Origin of the sequence: Pseudomonas sp. PB120, from assembly GCF_009761815.1 — a bacterium.
Taxonomy (GTDB): Bacteria; Pseudomonadota; Gammaproteobacteria; order Pseudomonadales; family Pseudomonadaceae; genus Aquipseudomonas.
In genome coordinates, this window is record NZ_RWIN01000083.1 from 31,257 (window position 1) to 48,011 (window position 16,755).

15 protein-coding genes are annotated in these 16,755 nt (G+C 60.0%); 6 read left to right on the forward strand and 9 right to left on the reverse strand.

Annotation, left to right across the window (positions count from 1 at the left end):
* Positions 1-71: 71 nt before the first annotated feature.
* Positions 72-1,649 carry a winged helix-turn-helix domain-containing protein gene (locus EJA72_RS16310; protein WP_157712461.1) on the reverse strand — a complete coding sequence of 526 codons (1,578 nt, stop codon included), beginning with the start codon at positions 1,647-1,649 and terminating at the stop codon, positions 72-74.
* Positions 1,650-1,907: 258 nt separating this feature from the next.
* Here EJA72_RS16310 and EJA72_RS16315 point away from each other — a divergent pair, with 258 nt between their 5' ends.
* Both EJA72_RS16315 and EJA72_RS16320 read left to right on the forward strand, forming a co-directional pair.
* Positions 1,908-2,660, forward strand: a complete 753-nt coding sequence (locus EJA72_RS16315; protein ID WP_157712462.1) for an SDR family oxidoreductase — start codon at positions 1,908-1,910, stop codon at positions 2,658-2,660.
* A 42-nt stretch (positions 2,661-2,702) separates the two neighbouring features.
* Positions 2,703-3,116: a cupin domain-containing protein gene (locus EJA72_RS16320; protein WP_157712463.1), complete on the forward strand. Its 414-nt coding sequence runs from the start codon at positions 2,703-2,705 to the stop codon at positions 3,114-3,116.
* Between the two features lie 73 nt (positions 3,117-3,189).
* Here the strand turns inward: EJA72_RS16320 and EJA72_RS16325 are convergent, their stop codons facing one another.
* On the reverse strand, positions 3,190-3,993 hold the full coding sequence (locus tag EJA72_RS16325) for a 2OG-Fe(II) oxygenase (RefSeq protein ID WP_157712464.1): 804 nt from the start codon (positions 3,991-3,993) through the stop codon (positions 3,190-3,192).
* A gap of 83 nt (positions 3,994-4,076) precedes the next feature.
* A complete protein-coding gene (locus EJA72_RS16330) occupies positions 4,077-4,886 on the reverse strand; it encodes a glycosyltransferase family 2 protein (RefSeq protein WP_157712465.1) in 810 nt (269 codons plus the stop codon).
* Positions 4,887-5,387: 501 nt separating this feature from the next.
* Between EJA72_RS16330 and EJA72_RS16335 the strand changes: the two genes are divergently transcribed.
* A complete protein-coding gene (locus tag EJA72_RS16335; RefSeq protein WP_157712466.1) occupies positions 5,388-6,440 on the forward strand; it encodes an alpha/beta hydrolase in 1,053 nt (350 codons plus the stop codon).
* A gap of 19 nt (positions 6,441-6,459) precedes the next feature.
* Positions 6,460-7,626: a carboxymuconolactone decarboxylase family protein gene (locus tag EJA72_RS16340; RefSeq protein WP_157712467.1), complete on the forward strand. Its 1,167-nt coding sequence runs from the start codon at positions 6,460-6,462 to the stop codon at positions 7,624-7,626.
* On the opposite strand, the gene EJA72_RS16345 is transcribed toward EJA72_RS16340, so the two are convergent.
* The 3 genes from EJA72_RS16345 to EJA72_RS16355 form a co-directional block, all read right to left on the reverse strand.
* Positions 7,614-8,507: a LysR family transcriptional regulator gene (locus EJA72_RS16345; protein WP_157712468.1), complete on the reverse strand. Its 894-nt coding sequence runs from the start codon at positions 8,505-8,507 to the stop codon at positions 7,614-7,616. The genes EJA72_RS16340 and EJA72_RS16345 overlap by 13 nt on opposite strands.
* A gap of 88 nt (positions 8,508-8,595) precedes the next feature.
* Positions 8,596-9,711: an alkene reductase gene (locus tag EJA72_RS16350; RefSeq protein ID WP_157712469.1), complete on the reverse strand. Its 1,116-nt coding sequence runs from the start codon at positions 9,709-9,711 to the stop codon at positions 8,596-8,598.
* A gap of 31 nt (positions 9,712-9,742) precedes the next feature.
* Complete coding sequence (locus EJA72_RS16355; protein ID WP_372240711.1) at positions 9,743-10,219, reverse strand: nuclear transport factor 2 family protein; 477 nt, start codon at positions 10,217-10,219, stop codon at positions 9,743-9,745.
* A 140-nt stretch (positions 10,220-10,359) separates the two neighbouring features.
* Here EJA72_RS16355 and EJA72_RS16360 point away from each other — a divergent pair, with 140 nt between their 5' ends.
* On the forward strand, positions 10,360-11,334 hold the full coding sequence (locus EJA72_RS16360; RefSeq protein ID WP_157712471.1) for a LysR substrate-binding domain-containing protein: 975 nt from the start codon (positions 10,360-10,362) through the stop codon (positions 11,332-11,334).
* Between the two features lie 75 nt (positions 11,335-11,409).
* Positions 11,410-12,306: a LysR family transcriptional regulator gene (locus EJA72_RS16365; RefSeq protein ID WP_178129395.1), complete on the forward strand. Its 897-nt coding sequence runs from the start codon at positions 11,410-11,412 to the stop codon at positions 12,304-12,306.
* A gap of 5 nt (positions 12,307-12,311) precedes the next feature.
* Here EJA72_RS16365 and EJA72_RS16370 read toward each other — a convergent pair whose 3' ends face one another.
* The 3 genes from EJA72_RS16370 to EJA72_RS16380 are packed head-to-tail and all read right to left on the reverse strand — an operon-like array spanning position 12,312 to position 16,468.
* On the reverse strand, positions 12,312-13,745 hold the full coding sequence (locus EJA72_RS16370; protein ID WP_157712472.1) for an aldehyde dehydrogenase family protein: 1,434 nt from the start codon (positions 13,743-13,745) through the stop codon (positions 12,312-12,314).
* On the reverse strand, positions 13,742-14,932 hold the full coding sequence (locus EJA72_RS16375) for an iron-containing alcohol dehydrogenase (protein WP_157712473.1): 1,191 nt from the start codon (positions 14,930-14,932) through the stop codon (positions 13,742-13,744). The genes EJA72_RS16370 and EJA72_RS16375 overlap by 4 nt, the downstream gene beginning before the upstream one ends.
* A 60-nt stretch (positions 14,933-14,992) precedes the next feature.
* On the reverse strand, positions 14,993-16,468 hold the full coding sequence (locus EJA72_RS16380) for an APC family permease (RefSeq protein WP_157712474.1): 1,476 nt from the start codon (positions 16,466-16,468) through the stop codon (positions 14,993-14,995).
* Positions 16,469-16,755: the final 287 nt, after the last annotated feature.

Here is a 16,755-nt window from a genome sequence, read left to right on the forward strand (position 1 = left end):
GGCGAACTGGAAGGCAGTACAGGTTCGCGGGGAAAACATCCAGACCCGTTGACGATAGCACCGATCCACGATCACTCAGGCAACCCGGCCAACCGCAAACCATCGGCGAAGCGCGCAAAATCCTCCGGCCGTTGGATGGGCAGCCAGTCTTTCAGGTTGGACAGACGCAACGAGGGATCCAGCTCGCGCACACGCAGCATCGCCGACGCCGCTTTCTCCATTCGTCCACTGAGGGCATGACTGGCCGCCACCAAAGCCATCGGGACCAGAAAACTGGACAGGTTGCCCAGCGCCTTTTCCGCCCATTCGGTCGTGAGATCAAAACGCCCGGCGAAGAAGTGTGCGAGCGCCATGCCGACCTGCATCCTGAACATTTCCGGATCCAGAGGGCTCAAGCGAGTGGCATGGGTCAGGTGCTCGATGGCCGCATCCGTTTCCCCGCGCATCGCTCGCAGGAGGCCGCCCAGGAACCATACGGTGGCGAGGTTGGGATTGAGCAGGCGCGCCCGGTCGAGCAATGCAATGCCGCCGTCCACGTCGCCGACCAGATGGCTCAAGGCATGTCCGCCCCGCGTCAACGCGACCGCATCATCCCGGCCCAGCGTCACCGCCAGGCGCGCCAGCCGTACGCCCTCAGCGATCTCCCGCGTCCGATCGGTCATCCAGCCATTCACCTTGCGCCAGAAATGGCACCAGGCGGCCATGCCGTAGGCCGATGCAAACTCCGGATCGAGCTCAATGGCCTTGTAGAACAACGGCAGCGCTTCGTCGAGGGCTTCGCGGGTGCCGTTGTGCAGTTTTGCCATACCGCGCAAATAGTAGTCGTAAGCGTCCAGGCTTTCTGTTGGCTTGCGTTTGGCGCGCTCGATTTCTGCCCGTTCGAGTTGCGGCGCGATGGCACCGACGACGCTTTCGGTGATTTGATCCTGCAGCACAAAGATGTCGTTGAGCGTGCCCTCGAAGCGTTCGGCCCAGATATGCGTCCCGCTGGTCGCGTCGATGAGTTGCCCGGTGATGCGCACCTTGTCCCCGCACTTGCGCACACTGCCTTCCAGCACGTAGCGAACGCCCAGCTCCTGGCTGACGCCCTTTGTGTCCACGGTCCGGCCCTTGTAGGTGAAGCTTGAATTGCGCGCGATGACGAACAGCCAGCGAATACGCGACAGGGCCGCGATGATGTCTTCCACAATGCCGTCGGCGAAATAATCCTGCTCCGGATCGCCGCTCAGATTCTGGAAAGGCAGGACGGTAATCGAGGGTTTGTCCGGGAGGACCAGCGAGGAGGGCTGGTCATTCGGCGCTATGGGCGCGCGTTCTTCGATATGCGCTTCGCCGATCCCGCCGGCCTTGATCTGGCCGACGAAGCGGTAGCCCTTGCGCGCGACGGTACGCACCAGACGCTGTTCCTCGCCGGTATCGCCGATGGCCTTGCGGACCGCATTGATGTGGCTGGTGATGGTCGATTCGGAGACGATCCGCCCGCTCCACACGGCCTTGAGCAGATCGTCCTTGCTGACGACGCGATCGGGGTTGTTGACGAACAGCAGCAACAGATCGAAGACCTGCGGCCCGATGGCCACGCTTTGCCCGCGCAAGGTCAGTTCCCGGCGCTCCTCATCAAGCACGTAGTCTTCAAATGCGAATGGCAAAGCGAGGTTCCCCTGGCGAAGCGCCCTCAACTCCGTGTCCCAGGCGGCTGGTGATCATTATTTAAAAGTGATGATACGGCAGCCCTGAACATGCCGCACCGTCTGTGGCCGCGACCACGCCGGACATTAGCTGCTTTGGACGTAAAACCAAGCGTTCGTGGACGCAAACCCACAGCCGGTGCAAGGACTCCGCGTCCGCACGCAGGCAATCTTTCTTCACACCGACGCAATGGTTGCAGTCGACAGTGGAGAAAGCCCATGAAGATCGTCGTTATCGGAGGCTCCGGCCTCATCGGATCGAAACTTGTGAAGAACCTCCGCGAGCGCGGCCATGAGGCACTCGCCGCCAGCCCGAGCACGGGCGTCAACAGCATCACTCGTGAGGGCCTGGCCGCAGCGATGGACGGGGCTGACGTCGTGGTCGACGTGGCGAACGCGCCGTCATGGGAAGACCAGGCCGTCCTCGAGTTTTTCGACACTTCAACCCGTAACCTGCTGGCGGCCGAGGCGGCCGCCGGGGTTCGTCATCACGTTGCCTTGTCGATTGTCGGCAGCGAGCGGCTGCCCGAGGCCGGTTACTTCCGGGCCAAGGTCGCGCAGGAAAACCTGATCAAGGCGTCCGGCATTCCTTACACCTTGCTCCGTGCCACGCAATTCTTCGAGTTTGTCGAAGGCATTGTCCAGTCGTTCGCGGTCGGCGAAGTGTTCCGCGTTTCACCCGCACTGATCCAGCCGATTGCGTCGGACGACGTAGTGGCGGCGCTGGTCGATGTCGCGCTGGCCGCGCCGGTCAACGGCATGGTCGAAGTGGCAGGTCCTGAAGCCTTGCCTATCGACGAACTGGCCAGGCGCTTTTTGCGGGCTACCGGGGATAAACGTCAGGTCGTACCGGACGTGAATGCGCGCTACTTCGGCGCTGTGCTCGACGATCAATCGCTGACTGCCGGCAAGCGTGCACGCCTGGGCGCGATTGGCTTCGAAGACTGGCTCGCTCGGTCGACGACCCGGTAACCGATCGCGCCATCACTTCCCTACCTATGAAGGAGCATTGTCATGATGACCCGATTTGTACTGGCCGCTGCTTTCGCCGTGCTCTCGATCAGCGCAGCGTCGGCCGCTGAGCCGCCCGCCGGCAAGGTGACCGTCGTGTTTGACCGTCCCATCCCCAACATCCCGGGCAAGAGCATGAAGGGTGTTGTCGTCGAGTATGGGCCGGGCGCAGCGTCACCGTCGCACACTCATCCGAAAACGGGGTTCATCTATGCAACGGTCCTGGAGGGCGCGTTTCGCATCAAAGTCAAAGGCCAGCCGGAAAAGATCTACCACGTCGGTGAGAACTTCGTAGAGGAGCCGGGCTCCGTACACGAAGTCAGCGCCAACGCCAGCGACACCGAACCCGCACGCCTGTTGGCGGTGTTCGTCCTCGACACCGGCGAAAAGACGCTCGTGACGCCGATCAAGAAGTGAGCCGGTCAACGGACGCGTAAATGCAGGGCGGCAAACCAATGCCGCCCTGCAAGCTCGAACGTCTGGTAAGAACTCAGTTTTTCTTCTTGATCAGCTTATTGATGTAGTACTTGAGGCTCAAACGATCCTTGGGTCTTGGCTTGTAGTGGGTTTTGTTTCGTTGCGTGGGGTCGATGGCCATGGTCCCGGCGGTGTAGTAGTACAGCGCAATGGACCGGCGGGTGATGTGCTCTGGTGTGGTCAGCGGCTCCGGATGCCCGTGATTGCTGTCTTTGTCGGTGTTGAAGATGACGCAGCGGTTATAAATGGGCAGGACTTTCTTAAGGCAGGTCTTCATGCCGATGTCCCAAAGCTCCAGGTTGCCGCCGTATTCCTCCTGCCAGTTCTCATTCAGGTAAATGATGACATTCAGCCGGCGCTCGACTTTAAGCTTTTTGTTGAGCCTGAAATCCGAGTGCACCCCAAGGAAGCCACCGCTTCGGGTTTCATGCAGGCCGCCACCGGTGAAGTACGGGTCGGGTATCAAGCCTTCGATGCCGGTGAGCTTTTCCAGAAACTGCAGCATGGGCGCCGAGTTCAAGGCGTTGAACACCGTCTTCAGGAAAGGAGGGCATTCATTGGGGCTGATTTGCCGTTTTAGCTGGCCTTTGTAGCCGCGCTCGTAGAGCATTTCGTTGTTGGTGGGCTCCACGGGGAAGTGCGAGCAGATACTTGCAATCAGGTCTTCGTTCAGGAAGTTATCGATAACGATGTGCGGAAATGGCGTCGCCTGAACATAGTGGCTGGTCAATGAACTACCAAAGGCACTGGCGGCGTTCTGGTCGAAATCAAGCTCGGGGGAGAGCGTGATCGGGAGAGTTTGAGTGATGGGGGCCATTACCGCTCCAATAACGTATTATAAAAACCTGTGGGATAACTTGAAACATAACCAAACGCATTGCTCGGGCGTGTCTGCCTGGCTTATGTTTTACCGTCGTCCTTGTTCAGGCGTTTAAGAATGTTGTTGTACATTTTTGTTCGTCTGTGGGTCTCGTCATAGCCGCCAGCCGCTGCAACAGTGCCTGACTGGATGTGATCCAGATAACTGAAGATTTTACGCGGCGATAACAATTCAACGGAGTAGCCGAGTTCGGTCATGCTGTCCTGTAGCGTATAGCCAGGAACCCGATCGTCCATCGAGAAGTGCATGCCGTGTTGCTTGATCAGTTTACAGTTCCACAGTGTGCAGAAACTCTTCAGGTACACTTCCCTGTACGGCTTTGGCTCTCGGGTGCGTAAGCCTGCCGACTTTTTCAAACGTCTGAAATGGTGTTTGACCAGGCGTGAACTAAATCGCCAAAGTGTTCTCGTGGTGCCGCGATTTAATTGTTCTACACAACCGACGGCGACGATTTTTTGATTCTTGATGCATTTATTTAGCATCATCGGAAAAACATTCTTGTCAAAAACAAATGTGTCGGTGTGCATTAGAAATAAATAATCGGTATCCACTCGCTCCAGAATCAGATCGAGTGCCTTGCCGTGTGCAATATGACCTGCCTCGGGTTCGGAAATAGTGCGTTCGATCAAGTTGATCCAGTCAAGTGTCCGCAAGTACTCAGTGCTTTCGTCGGCTGAGTAGTTGTCGACAACCCAGATCGGCACATTTTCGTTGCCCAGATGCTGGTGCAACAAGTCCAGGCAGATCTTGGTGATTTCGGGTGTCTTGTAATTGACCAGGGCTATGCTGAAGGTCTTGGGTTTTTCAACTGAAGTGCTAGTACTGATCATGGGTTAGGCGCTCAATGGTTTTTTAGAATCGGAAATAATTGGGCCTGTTTCCAGTAGTCGCTTATTTGTTTTGTTGGAGTGTTGCTTGATTACAAAGCCTAATGTGTTTAGTCGCTTTGTCATGCAATGAATAGCCATGGATTACTCGAATCTGAAAGGATAGCAGTAGATGCGAATTTCATCTTATAAGGAACGACCCAACAGGTAAACGTCTGCGAATTAATTTGTAACATCAAGCGGGCGGCCAGGTGTGTTTCATAAGGTGACTGGGTGAAAGCGATCGGGTTTTTCGGCTGCCATCTGTAGACAGGGTTGATGGTGAGCGCAGGGGCACCCATCGAAATTATGTGATTCTGGTATCAGTGCTATGTGATTGGCATGGTTTATCGATGAATGCCCGAGAGGTAATTTGCTGCTCAGCGATATCAAATCGAGAGCGAGGCAGGAAGCGACGCTGGGCCACGCCTCTCACAGGCATGAACTATCAGGAGCATTCACAGGATGAGAACCACGCTAAAGGCCACCTTTATGGCCGCCATGATCGGGATGTCTGGCGCCGAAGCCGAGGCCGCAGACTACAAGCAGAACCCCTTCACACTGACCTACGGTGGCGCGCTGACCCGGAACGAACCCGGCAAGGTCAATATCCATCCGGTCTCCTACAAGCTCGATGGCCTGGACATTGCCGCCAACGTCTACACCCCGGCGAACTATGACGCGACGAAAAAATACCCGGTCGTCGTCGTGGCGCACCCCAATGGCGGAGTGAAGGAACAGGTCGCGGGCCTGTATGCCCAGCGCCTGGCCGATCAGGGCTACATCACCATCACAGCGGATGCGGCGTACCAAGGGGCCAGTGGCGGCGAGCCGCGCAATGTGGACAAACCGGCGCATCGCATCGAGGACATCCATGGCATGGCGGACTTCATTGCCCGCTATCCCGGCGTCGACAGCAAACGCCTGGGCTTGCTCGGCATCTGCGGCGGTGGCGGTTACTCCCTGGCGGCGGCGCAAACCGACAAGCGCTTCCAGTCCATTGCGACTTTGAGCATGTTCAACTCCGGTCTGGTTCGCCGTAATGGCTATCAGGATTCGCAGCTGTCGACGATTCAGGAACGCCTGCAACAAGCGTCGGCGGCACGGGCCCAGGAAGCGGCGGGCGGGGAAGTGCTCTACGTCGGTGATGCCAAGCTGACTGATGAACAGATCGCCAAGTTGCCGTTTGACCTGTATCGGCAGGGTTTCGAGTACTACGGCAAGACCCACGCTCACCCCAACTCGACGTTCCGTTACACCCAGAGCAGCCTGATGGACCTGATGCGCTTTGACGCCACGGACCAGATCGAGCTGATCGACAAGCCGTTGCTGATGATTGCCGGCAGCAAGGCCGACAGCCTGTACATGTCGCAACAAGCCTTCGCCAAGGCCACCGGAACCCAGGACAAAAAACTGTTCCTCATCGATGGCGCGACCCATATCGACACCTATTGGGTGCCTGCGTACGTGGATGTTGCGATGGACCAGCTGACCGCGTTTTACGCCCGAACGCTCTGACTTGAAGGAGTACGTCGTGATGAAGAACACCTTGATAGGCCTCGCGGTGTGCGCCGCGGCGCCTTTTGCCGACGCCGCCGGTGCAGGCAGCGAATCCCGGGCCGCGCAACAGATCAGCCGGGCGGGGAGCCAGGCTGCCGTTGCAGGTCCTGCGGATTATTTCACCGGCCGGGTGCGCGTCGATCCCTTGTTCCCGGCCTCGGACGAGATCAATGCTTCCGGCGCCTATGTCAGCTTCGAACCGGGTGCACGCTCGGCCTGGCATACCCATCCCGCTGGGCAGCGATTGGTGGTGACGTCCGGCGTGGGATTGGTCCAGGAGTGGGGCAAGCCGATGCAGGAAATTCACCCGGGCGACGTGATCGTCTGCCCGCCCGGCGTCAAGCATTGGCATGGCGCCGCGCCGACGAGCGCCATGACGCACCTGGCCGTGACGGGGTCGGTGGATGGCAAAAGCGTGGATTGGCTGGAGAAAGTGACTGACGAGCAATACAACGCCCCAGGTTCCCGCGCGTCGAAAGACGAGCCGGCGGCCCAACCAGTTTCCCAGACGCTGTCCGCCAAGCAACAGGCCATCCCTTTGATCGCCGCCGCCATGGCCACCAGCAACCTGTCGAGTCTGAATACCGCATTGAATCAAGGGCTGGACGCAGGCCTGACCGTCAGCGAGGCCAAGGAAATCCTGGTGCAGCTCTACGCGTACAGTGGTTTTCCACGCAGCCTCAACGCACTCGGCGAGTTGATGAAAGTAGTAGAGGCCCGTAAGCAACGCGGTGTTCAGGATTATCCGGGGCGCGAGCCGGGTCGGGTCATTCCCGTCGGCGATGAGCTGCTGGCGTCGGGCAAAGCCAATCAGACGCGAATCGCCGGTGCGCCCGTCCAGGGGCCGTTGTTCGACTTCGCACCCGTCATCAACCAGTACTTGCAGACGCATCTGTTCGGCGACATTTTCGAACGCGACAACCTCGACTGGCAAAGTCGTGAGCTGGCAACAGTGGCCGCGTTGGCGGTTACACCGGGCGTGGAGTCGCAATTGCGCTCGCACATGGCGGCCAGCCTGCGGGTCGGTTTGACCGCTTCACAGCTACGTCAACTGATCCAGCTGCTGGCCGACCAGGGTGATGCGGCGGCGGCCAAGCGTGCCGGCGAAGCATTGAACACTGTCCTGACCCATCAACCCACGTAACGCAAGGCTTCGCGCAGCAAGGTGAACGCCGGTGAACTCTGGCGCCGGCTCGGATAATAGAGGTGGTAGCCAGAGAACGGTTCACACCAGTCGTCGAGCACGCGAATCAACCGGCCTTGTGCCACGTGTGCCTGAACCAGGTCTTGCGGCATATAGGCCAACCCCAACCCCTGGAGGACGGCTTCCAGGCGCATGGCGATGTTGTTGAACACCAGCTGGCCTTCGACCCGAACGTTCAGCTCTTGCCCGTCTTTCTCGAACTCCCACAGGTACAGGCCGCCGTAGGTCGGCATGCGCAGGGTGATGCAGTTGTGCACCATGAGATCACTCGGGACAACCGGCTTCGGATATCGGGAGAAATACGCTGGTGAGCCAACCACCGCCATGCGCATGTCAGGCCCGATGCGCATTGCGATCATGTCCTTGGCCACTTGCTCGCCCAGCCGGACACCCGCGTCGAATCCTTCGGCCACGATGTCGGTCAGGCCATAGTCGACGATGATTTCGATATTGAGATCGGGGTTGTCCGGCAGCAACTTCGCCAGCACCGGATGCAAAATCGTGATCGCCGAGTGTTCGCCTGCCGTGACGCGCAGTTTTCCGGCCGGTTTGTCGCGGTACTTGCTGAGCAACGCCAGCTCACTGTCGATTTCTTCCAGCCGGGGGGCGATCACTCGCAGCAAGTGCTCGCCGGCTTCGGTGGGGGATACGCTGCGGGTCGTGCGGGCCAGCAACCTCACCCCCAGTCGTTCCTCCAACTGGCGCATCGCCCGGCTCAAGGCCGGTTGCGACATGCCGAGTTTGGCGGCGGCGCGGGTGAAGCTGCGTTCTTGCGCCACGGCCGTGAAGATCGCGAGTTGGTCGTAGCTTTCAATGGTCATTGATCCACCCCTGATATAAACAGTGGGTGATTATGCCATCTGCGAGAGCAAAGATTGATCAGGTGCGAGCTCCCGATGGCTGCATTACTTAACTTGTCACCGGCTCGCGGTAGGCGGGATAGTCGGTATAGCCGTTGGTTGGGCTGCCATTGATGCCATAGAAGGTCGTGCGATCACCTTCAGCCAGCGGCCAATCGTTTTGCATCCGCTCGACCAGATCGGGGTTGGCAATGAACGGGCGACCAAACGCAATCAGGTCCAGGTCGCCGACTTCCAGTACCGCTTCTGCCAACTCACGAGTAAAGCCACCGGCAGCGATCAACGTGCCTCGGTACGCTTGCCGAAACTCGCTGGCGAAACCCTTCGGAATAGCCTCGGCGCCAATCGTGAGTTGATCACTCAAATGCACATACGCCAGGTCTCGCTCATTGAGTGCCGACGCCAGGCTCAGCCAGGTGTCGGTTTCTTCGGCGTAGGGGTGCATGTCGAACAGGCGGCCGAACGGGGACAGGCGCACGCCCACCCGGGCGGTGCCGATTTCTGCCGCCAGGGCATCCAGCGTTTCGAGCAGGAAGCGTTGGCGATTGGCGATGGAGCCGCCGTAGGCGTCCTGACGAGTGTTCAAGGCACCGTTCAGGAATTGCTCGAAGAGGTAGCCGTTGGCGCCGTGCAATTCGATGCCGTCAAAACCAGCGTCCATCGCTCGGCGCGCGGCGCTGACGAAGTCAGCACTGACCCGATGCACCTCGGCCGTGCTCAACGCTCTAGGGATACTGGCCTGCACGGGGCCGGGCTTGTCTTTTTCAACCCACGCATACGCATTCGAACGGGCGGCAACGGTAGCGACCGCCGACACCGGAGCGGCGCCGCCCGGCTGCAGTGACACATGGGACACGCGCCCCACATGCCACAGCTGCGCGAAGATTCGCCCGCCTTTGGCGTGGACGGCATCAGTGACTCGACGCCAGGCTTCAGTCTGTTCATCGCTATAGAGACCGGGGTTGAACAGGTAACCACAGCCTTCGCGGGAAATCGGTATGCCTTCACTGATGATCAGGCCGGCAGAGGCTCGCTGCTCGTAATAGGTAACGGTGTGTTCATCCGGAACATCGTCGAGGGCTCTTGCCCGGGTCATGGGGGCCATGACCACGCGGTTGGCCAACTCGGTGCCGGCCAGATTGTAGGGTTTGAATAATGTGTTCATCAGAAACTCTGGAAAGGAGGGAGAAGGAGATTCAGGAAGGCAGAACCAGGCCGTTACCCGGGTCGCCGCCACCGACATCGGGTTCAGGCCAGATGACGTCCAGGCGGGTACGGCTGATCAGCCACTGGCCGTCCACACGGCGGTACTCATCGGCGTACAAACCCAGTAGCAACAGCGGGTTCTCGCCCGCCGCCCGTTGGGTGGCGAAGTCGATCAGGTAGCAACGACCCTCGGCGCGATCCTCATCGAGCATCTCGATCCAGTGATTCGACACGGCATGCATGAAGGGATACGTCCCGCGTTGCTGCGTATCGAATGCCGAGAAGGCTTGTGACAAACCTTGCTGGATGGCGACGCGCCCGCGCCAAGAGCCGCGATCGACCTGGCAAATGGCGTCTTCGGTGAACAACTGTGCGAGCGCATCCATCCGGTTCGCGTCGAGGTGATGGCAGTAGCGAAGCCGCAGGTTTCTGATCGCTTCTAGCGTCAGCAGACGGTTCAAGTCCACGTTCAAAGTGGCCTCCAGGGGAAGGTCGGTGACAAGTGCGACCACCTTAATCCAGTCTGTGAATTCCATTAATCCATGAAAATTACGATCAGTTGATCCTGTCGGGATAGAATCAGGTTTTCATGTCCAAGGAGCCTGTCATGGAGACCCTTCAATTTGATGGCATCCCGGAGTTCACGCTCGCGGCTCAATTGCGAAGCTTTACCGCCGCTGCCTTGCAGCTGGGCGTGACCAGTTCGGCGGTGGGCAAGAGCGTGACCCGGCTGGAAAAACGCCTGGGCATCAAGTTGCTGCACCGCACGACGCGCAAACTGAGTCTGACCAATGAAGGGGAGGTCTACCTCGCCAGTTGCTTGCGGATCATGGAAGAGTTGCGCGGTGTGGAAGGCAGCTTTCTCAATGGTGTAGCCGAGCCCAAGGGCCGTTTGCGTATTGATCTGCCTGCCGCCTTCGGTCGACGACACATCGCGCCGATGCTGATTGCCCTGACGCGGCAATACTCGCAGCTCGACTTGACCCTGACCTTCGGCGAGCGGACGGTCGACATGATCAACGAGGGCATCGACCTCGCCGTACGCATTGGCGATCTCAAGGATGATCCAGAGTTGGTGGCGCGCCGGTTGGGAGAGCAGCATCTGGTGATCTGTGCGGCGCCCGCATACTTGAGTCAATGCCCGCCGATTCTGCACCCGTCTGATTTGCTGGAGCGCGACTGCGTCATTGCCTGGCGCAAAGGGTTGCGTATCGCGTGGTTGTTGAGGAATGGCAAAGGCGGAATCGAGAGGCAGGAAGTGCGCGTGCGCCATGAGTTCGGTGACGGTGAAATGATGCTGCGGGCGACCCTGGAAGGCTGCGGCCTGTGCCAGTTACCAACATGGCTGGTGGCGGAACACCTGAGCAGTGGCGCATTGGTCACCGTGCTGGACAGTTACGCGGGGGCAACAATGCCGATCCACGCCATTTGGCCTCAGACGCGTTATATCCAGCCGAAAGTGCGAGTGGTCGTCGATGCCTTGCTCAAGATGGCCGAGGAGCAGGCCGCCCTGTTTGGTGCAATGTCCGACACCGAGCACACCTTTTCGCATTCACCCGAACCACCGATTGACGCGCCCTAGCGCCGAATCGTTGAATAACCCTCTTTTACCCGCGCCGACGTGCGGGTTCACTTTCAATCTCCGGCGAGAAACTCAGTGCTCAGAAACGTTACGGACATGGACCTGCGCCTGTTGCGCATCTTCGCCATTGTCGTGAAATGCGGTGGATTCACGGCGGCGCAGGCCGAGTTGAACATGAGCCAATCCAACATCAGTACGCACATCTCGGGGCTGGAGAAACGCCTCGGCTATCGCATTTGCGAACGCGGCAAAGGCGGGTTTCGCCTGACCGAAAAAGGCCAGCGGATACTCAAGGCGTCGCAAGCACTGTTTGGCGCGGTGGATGCGTTTCGCGACGAGGCTCAGGACCTTTCCGGGCGGTTGGTGGGGGATCTGTACCTCGGACTGGCGGACAACATCGCGACCTTGCCTGCCGCGCGGATCGACGCAGCCATCGCGCGGTTTTATCAACGCGAACATGACATGCACCTGCACATCTTCGTCAATTCGCCCACCGAGCTGGAACTGGCGGTCATCGACGGACAACTGGACCTGGCCATTTCCTACTTCAGCCGGCCATTGCCAACGTTGGCCTACCAGCCGCTGTACCAGGAAGAAATCGGCATTTTCTGCGGGAACACGCACCCGTTGTTCAAGGTGGAAGCACCCAGCGTCGAACAGATGCAGGCGTGCGACTGGATCAAGCACGGCTTCCTGCCGGCCGATCAGGTGTTGCCGGTGACACCCGAGCACGCCTCAGCCACCGCGCACCATATGGAAGCGGTGGCCCATGGCGTATTGGCCGGGACACACCTGGGGTATCTCCCGGCCCATTACGCCCGGCCATGGCTGGCGAGTGGACAAATGCGGGCGCTGCACCCTGGGACGCTGCGCTATGAGGTCCAGCACAGCATGATCACTCATGTGGGGCACCCGCAAAGTGAAGCGGTGCGGGCGTTCATCGATGACCTGCTGGCTGAACATAACCTCTAGGCCCGTCAGCCAAGGCACCGCGTGATGTGCTTGACCGACTGATACGCGGCCAGGCCCCACGGCCCGAGTTCGCGGCCAATGCCGCTGCCCTTGGTGCCGCCCCAGGAAGTCTCGACGAACACCGCCTGGATCGAGTTGATCCAGACGTGGCCGACCTCCAGGGCACAGGCAACGCGCTCGGCACGAACGAGGTCGGCACTGATGACCGTGGCCACCAGGCCAAAGCGGCTGTCGTTGGCCAGCGCCAGCGCTTCTTCCTCCGTGGAGAAGCGATGAGTGCACAACACCGGGCCGAAAATTTCTTCGGTCCACAAGCGACTGTCGAGCGGCACGTCCGCATAAATCGTCGGGTTGACGAACCAGCCCGGGTCACGCTGGACGTCGCCGCCGGTCACGCACTGCAAACCTTCCTGGCGGGCGATGTTGAAATACTCCGACACTTTGCTCCATTGCGCCTGGCTGGTCAGCGGGCCCATATCGACCTCGCCGTTCAGCGGATTGCCCACCCGCAGTTTTTCGAACGCGCTCTTCAAACGCTGGAGCAACGCCTCGGCGATGGTGTCGTGCACCAGCAAGCGTGAGGTGGCCGAGCACATTTGTCCCGCATTCCAGCAGATCCCGGCGACGATCCATTCAACGGCCTGGTCCAGGTCGCAATCGTCAAAGACGAGGATGGCGGACTTGCCGCCCAGCTCCAGGGTGACTGGCCGGCAATGGGCGGCCGAACTGCGCATCACCTGACTGCCGACGGCGTTGCTGCCGGTGAACGACAACTTGTCGATCCCGGAATGATTACTGAGCGCCGCACCGACTTCGGCTTTGCCGCCAACGATGTTCAGTACCCCGGCAGGCAAGCCCAGGGCGTCCGCGATGTGACCGTAAGTCTGCTCGATCAGCGGGGTGATTTCCGACGGCTTGAGCACCACCGTACAACCGGCCGCCAGTGCAGGGGCGATCTTCCAGGCGCTGGTGACCAACGGAAAATTCCACGGCACGATCAAGCCGACCACACCGACCGGCTCAAGGCGTGTGTGGGCATTGAAACCGGGTGCGGATAACGGCGCTTCACGGTTTTGCCGGTCGTCCAGCCGCTCCGCAAGGTCGGCGTAATAGCGGAATGTGGCGACCGCATCATCGACATCCACCTCAGCCTCATGGCGAGGTTTGCCGTTGTTTTGCATCTGCAGCGCAATCAGTGTTTCGCGGCGCGATTCGATCTGCTCGGCAAACCCTTTCAAATAGGCGGCTCGCTGCGTTGCACTGAGGTTGCGCCATCCCGGAAATGCCTGGCGCGCGGCGGCAATGGCCTGATCGACTTGCGAGGTACTGGCCGCGGTCAGCTCGGCAAAGGGTTGGCCCAGCGCCGGGTCGAAAACGGTGATGCAGTCGCCACTTTCGCCTGCAACCCAGCGTCCGTCGATGTAATGGGCGGCGGTCATGGTTTGGCTCCTTGTAGAACGCCCTGGACGGCATTGATGAAAATCTGGCTGTAGTCCTCAGCGGTGAGGGCGCAGGCATTGGTGTCCGAGGACGAAATATCAGCCAGCGCCTGCTCGCCAACCCAGGTCGCCGCGTCGGCATCGAGACCGATCTCCGCCAGCGAGTGAGGGATGCCGAGGCGCATACGCAGGTCGAGCACCCAATCGAGAAAGCCTTCGAAGTCCGGTTGTGGCAATTCCAGATAACGCGCCAGTCGCGCGATGTCCGGGCGGATCGTTTCTCGGTTGGCCATCAAGACGTAGGGCAGCAGGATCGCGTTCAACAAACCGTGGTGCTTGTGATACCGCGCGCCCAGCGGGTGGGCGAGGGCGTGTACACCGCCCAGGCCTTTCTGGAAGGCGACGGCGGCCATGGCGGAGGCGACGAGCATGCCCTCGCGCGCAACCATGTCCTGGCCATTGGCATGCGCGTTGATGAGGTGTTGCTGGATCAGACGCACACCCTCGACGGCAACGCCCGACGACATCGGGTGATACAAGGGCGAGCAGAAGGCTTCAATGTGATGCGTCAGGGCATCCATGCCGGTTGCCGCCGTCAGGGCGGGTGGCAGGCCGCGGGTCAATATCGGGTCGAGGATCACGGTGGCGGGGAGCAGTTCCGGGTGGCTGATCACCCGTTTGACCTGCTCGTCGCTTTGGGTCAGCACGGCTTCGCGGCCCAACTCCGATCCCGTCCCGGCCGTGGTCGGCAACGCAATCAGCGGCGCAAGGCCCAGGTGTGGGAAGTCCGCCAGGGTCGGGTAGTTGGCGATGACCTGCGACCATTCAAACCGCTCCAGCCCCTGAGCGTCGAAGGCGGCCAGGCTGACGCCCTTGGCGACATCCATCGCGCTGCCGCCGCCCAGGGCGATCAGCGAATCATGCTGGCCCGCCTTGAACGCAGCGACGCCTAGCGCCACGTCCTCCATGCTCGGGTTGCTGGCCACATCGCTGAACACGCTGAACGGAATGTCGGCCTGCACCAGGTGAGCTTTCAGCAGCGCCAGAGGTTCCAGAGGCAGCATGCCGGGGTCGGTGACGACCAAGGGATTGCGCATGCCCAGTAATGTGCAGCGTTGCGCCAATGCGTCGAGCGCACCGGGTCCGCAGAAAATATCCGTGGGGTAATTCCAATAGTGAAGGGACATCTGAAACTCCAGATCGGCAAGGCGCAGGTGTGACGCGCCTTGCACGGCAAGACGAAGGCGTTATTGGAAACGCGGCTGTGGGCTGACGGTACGTTGATAGGGCTTGGCGCAGACCATGTAGATCAGACCCAGCACCGCCAGGATCGAGAACACCAGAATCACCGCCCAGACCTGAAACCAGGGTGCGCCGGGTGGTGCGAGGGATTCCCGGGGCCAGGCGACGTTGATGCTTTCGAACACCAGCCAGCAGAACGCGGCGAGGTTGATCGGCACACCCCAGCGGCCCAGAGTGAAAACGCCCGGTTCGGCTTTCCACTTCCCGCTGAGGCGAGCGAGCAGGGCACACGTCACCACAATCAAAAACACCACGAAGAAACCACCGCTGCCGAACGCAATCAGAGTGCCGACGGCGGTTGCATTCAAGCCCAGGGCCAGGCCGAAGCTGGCGAACAAGGTGCTGAACACCATCGCCGCAAACGGCACTTTGCGTTTGTCGACGCGCCGCAGCAGGGCCGAGGCGGGCAGGATCGAGTCCCGTGCCATGCCGAACACAGCACGGCCGATGTAGGTCTGGACGGAGACGACACAGGCAATGAACGCCACCAGCACGATGCCCACGAACGGCCGTTCCGCCCAGGCACCAAAGGCGTCGACGACGGCAGGGGTGACCGGATCGATGACCTGGCCGGACACCATGGCGGCGGTATCGGTATAGGACAGGGTGACGGCGAACGCGGTGAGCATCACCGTCAGCCCGACCAGAATCATCGAGCGCAAGATGGCGCGCGGGGTCGATGTGCGGGCGTCGGCGGTTTCTTCGGACACTTGCGAACACGCGTCAAAACCGAGGAAGGCCCAGCCGCCGACCGCCATGGCCGTCAGAAAACCCGACAGGTAGGAACCGTCGGAACCTTGAGTAGAGGTCAGGCCTTCAAACACCAGCGACAACGAATGGTTACGGAAGAACAGCAGCAACAACACGCCGATGCCGATGGAGGCAATCGCTTCGGCGATGATGCCGGCATTGACGAAATACTTGAGCGGGTTGATCCCGAACAGGTTCACCCCAAGACCCAGCAGCAACAACACCGCACCGCTGAACACCTGGGCATTGGCCGAGGGCGCCTCACCGGTTAAAAACAGCCATAACCAGAACCCGCCCAGATAGGCCACGGTGGTTAACGAGGCCAGTGCAGACGCCAGGTACATGAACCCGGTAAACCAGGCCCAACGATCCCCCGCCAGACGCTTGACCCATTGATAGCAGCCGCCGGCGAGCGGGTACTGCGAGGCCAGTTCGGCGTAGACCAGGGCCACGAGCAATTGCAGTGCCAGGCACAGCGGGACGATCCAGACCCACGAGGGGCCGACGCTCATCGCACCCAGCGACATGACCGAATAGATACCGACCACGGGAGACACCGTGGCGAAACCGACTGAAAACGACGACCACAGTGACAGGCCCCGGTGCAGTTCCTGAGCATAGCCCTGGCTGTGCAGCAGGTGTTCATCGGCGCTTTGCCGTGTTGATGACATAGGAATTCCTTGAGTCGGCAGACACATTTATTTTTAGGATTGCCTTGTTTGTTCAGCCTTGGCGACGAAACAAACTCCTTCAGGAAAGGAGACGACAGGAGCTTAAAGGGGCCAAACATCAAAAGAAATTCATATGTTCTTAGGCTGGCATCTGGATTTATTGATGTTTGATGGGCGACAGGTCAGAGGAATTGTGGCGAGGAAGCTTGCTCCCGCTGGACTGCGTAGCAGGCCCATTTTTGGGGCCGCTTCGCGACCCAGCGGGACGGTGCGGCGTTCCGACAAGC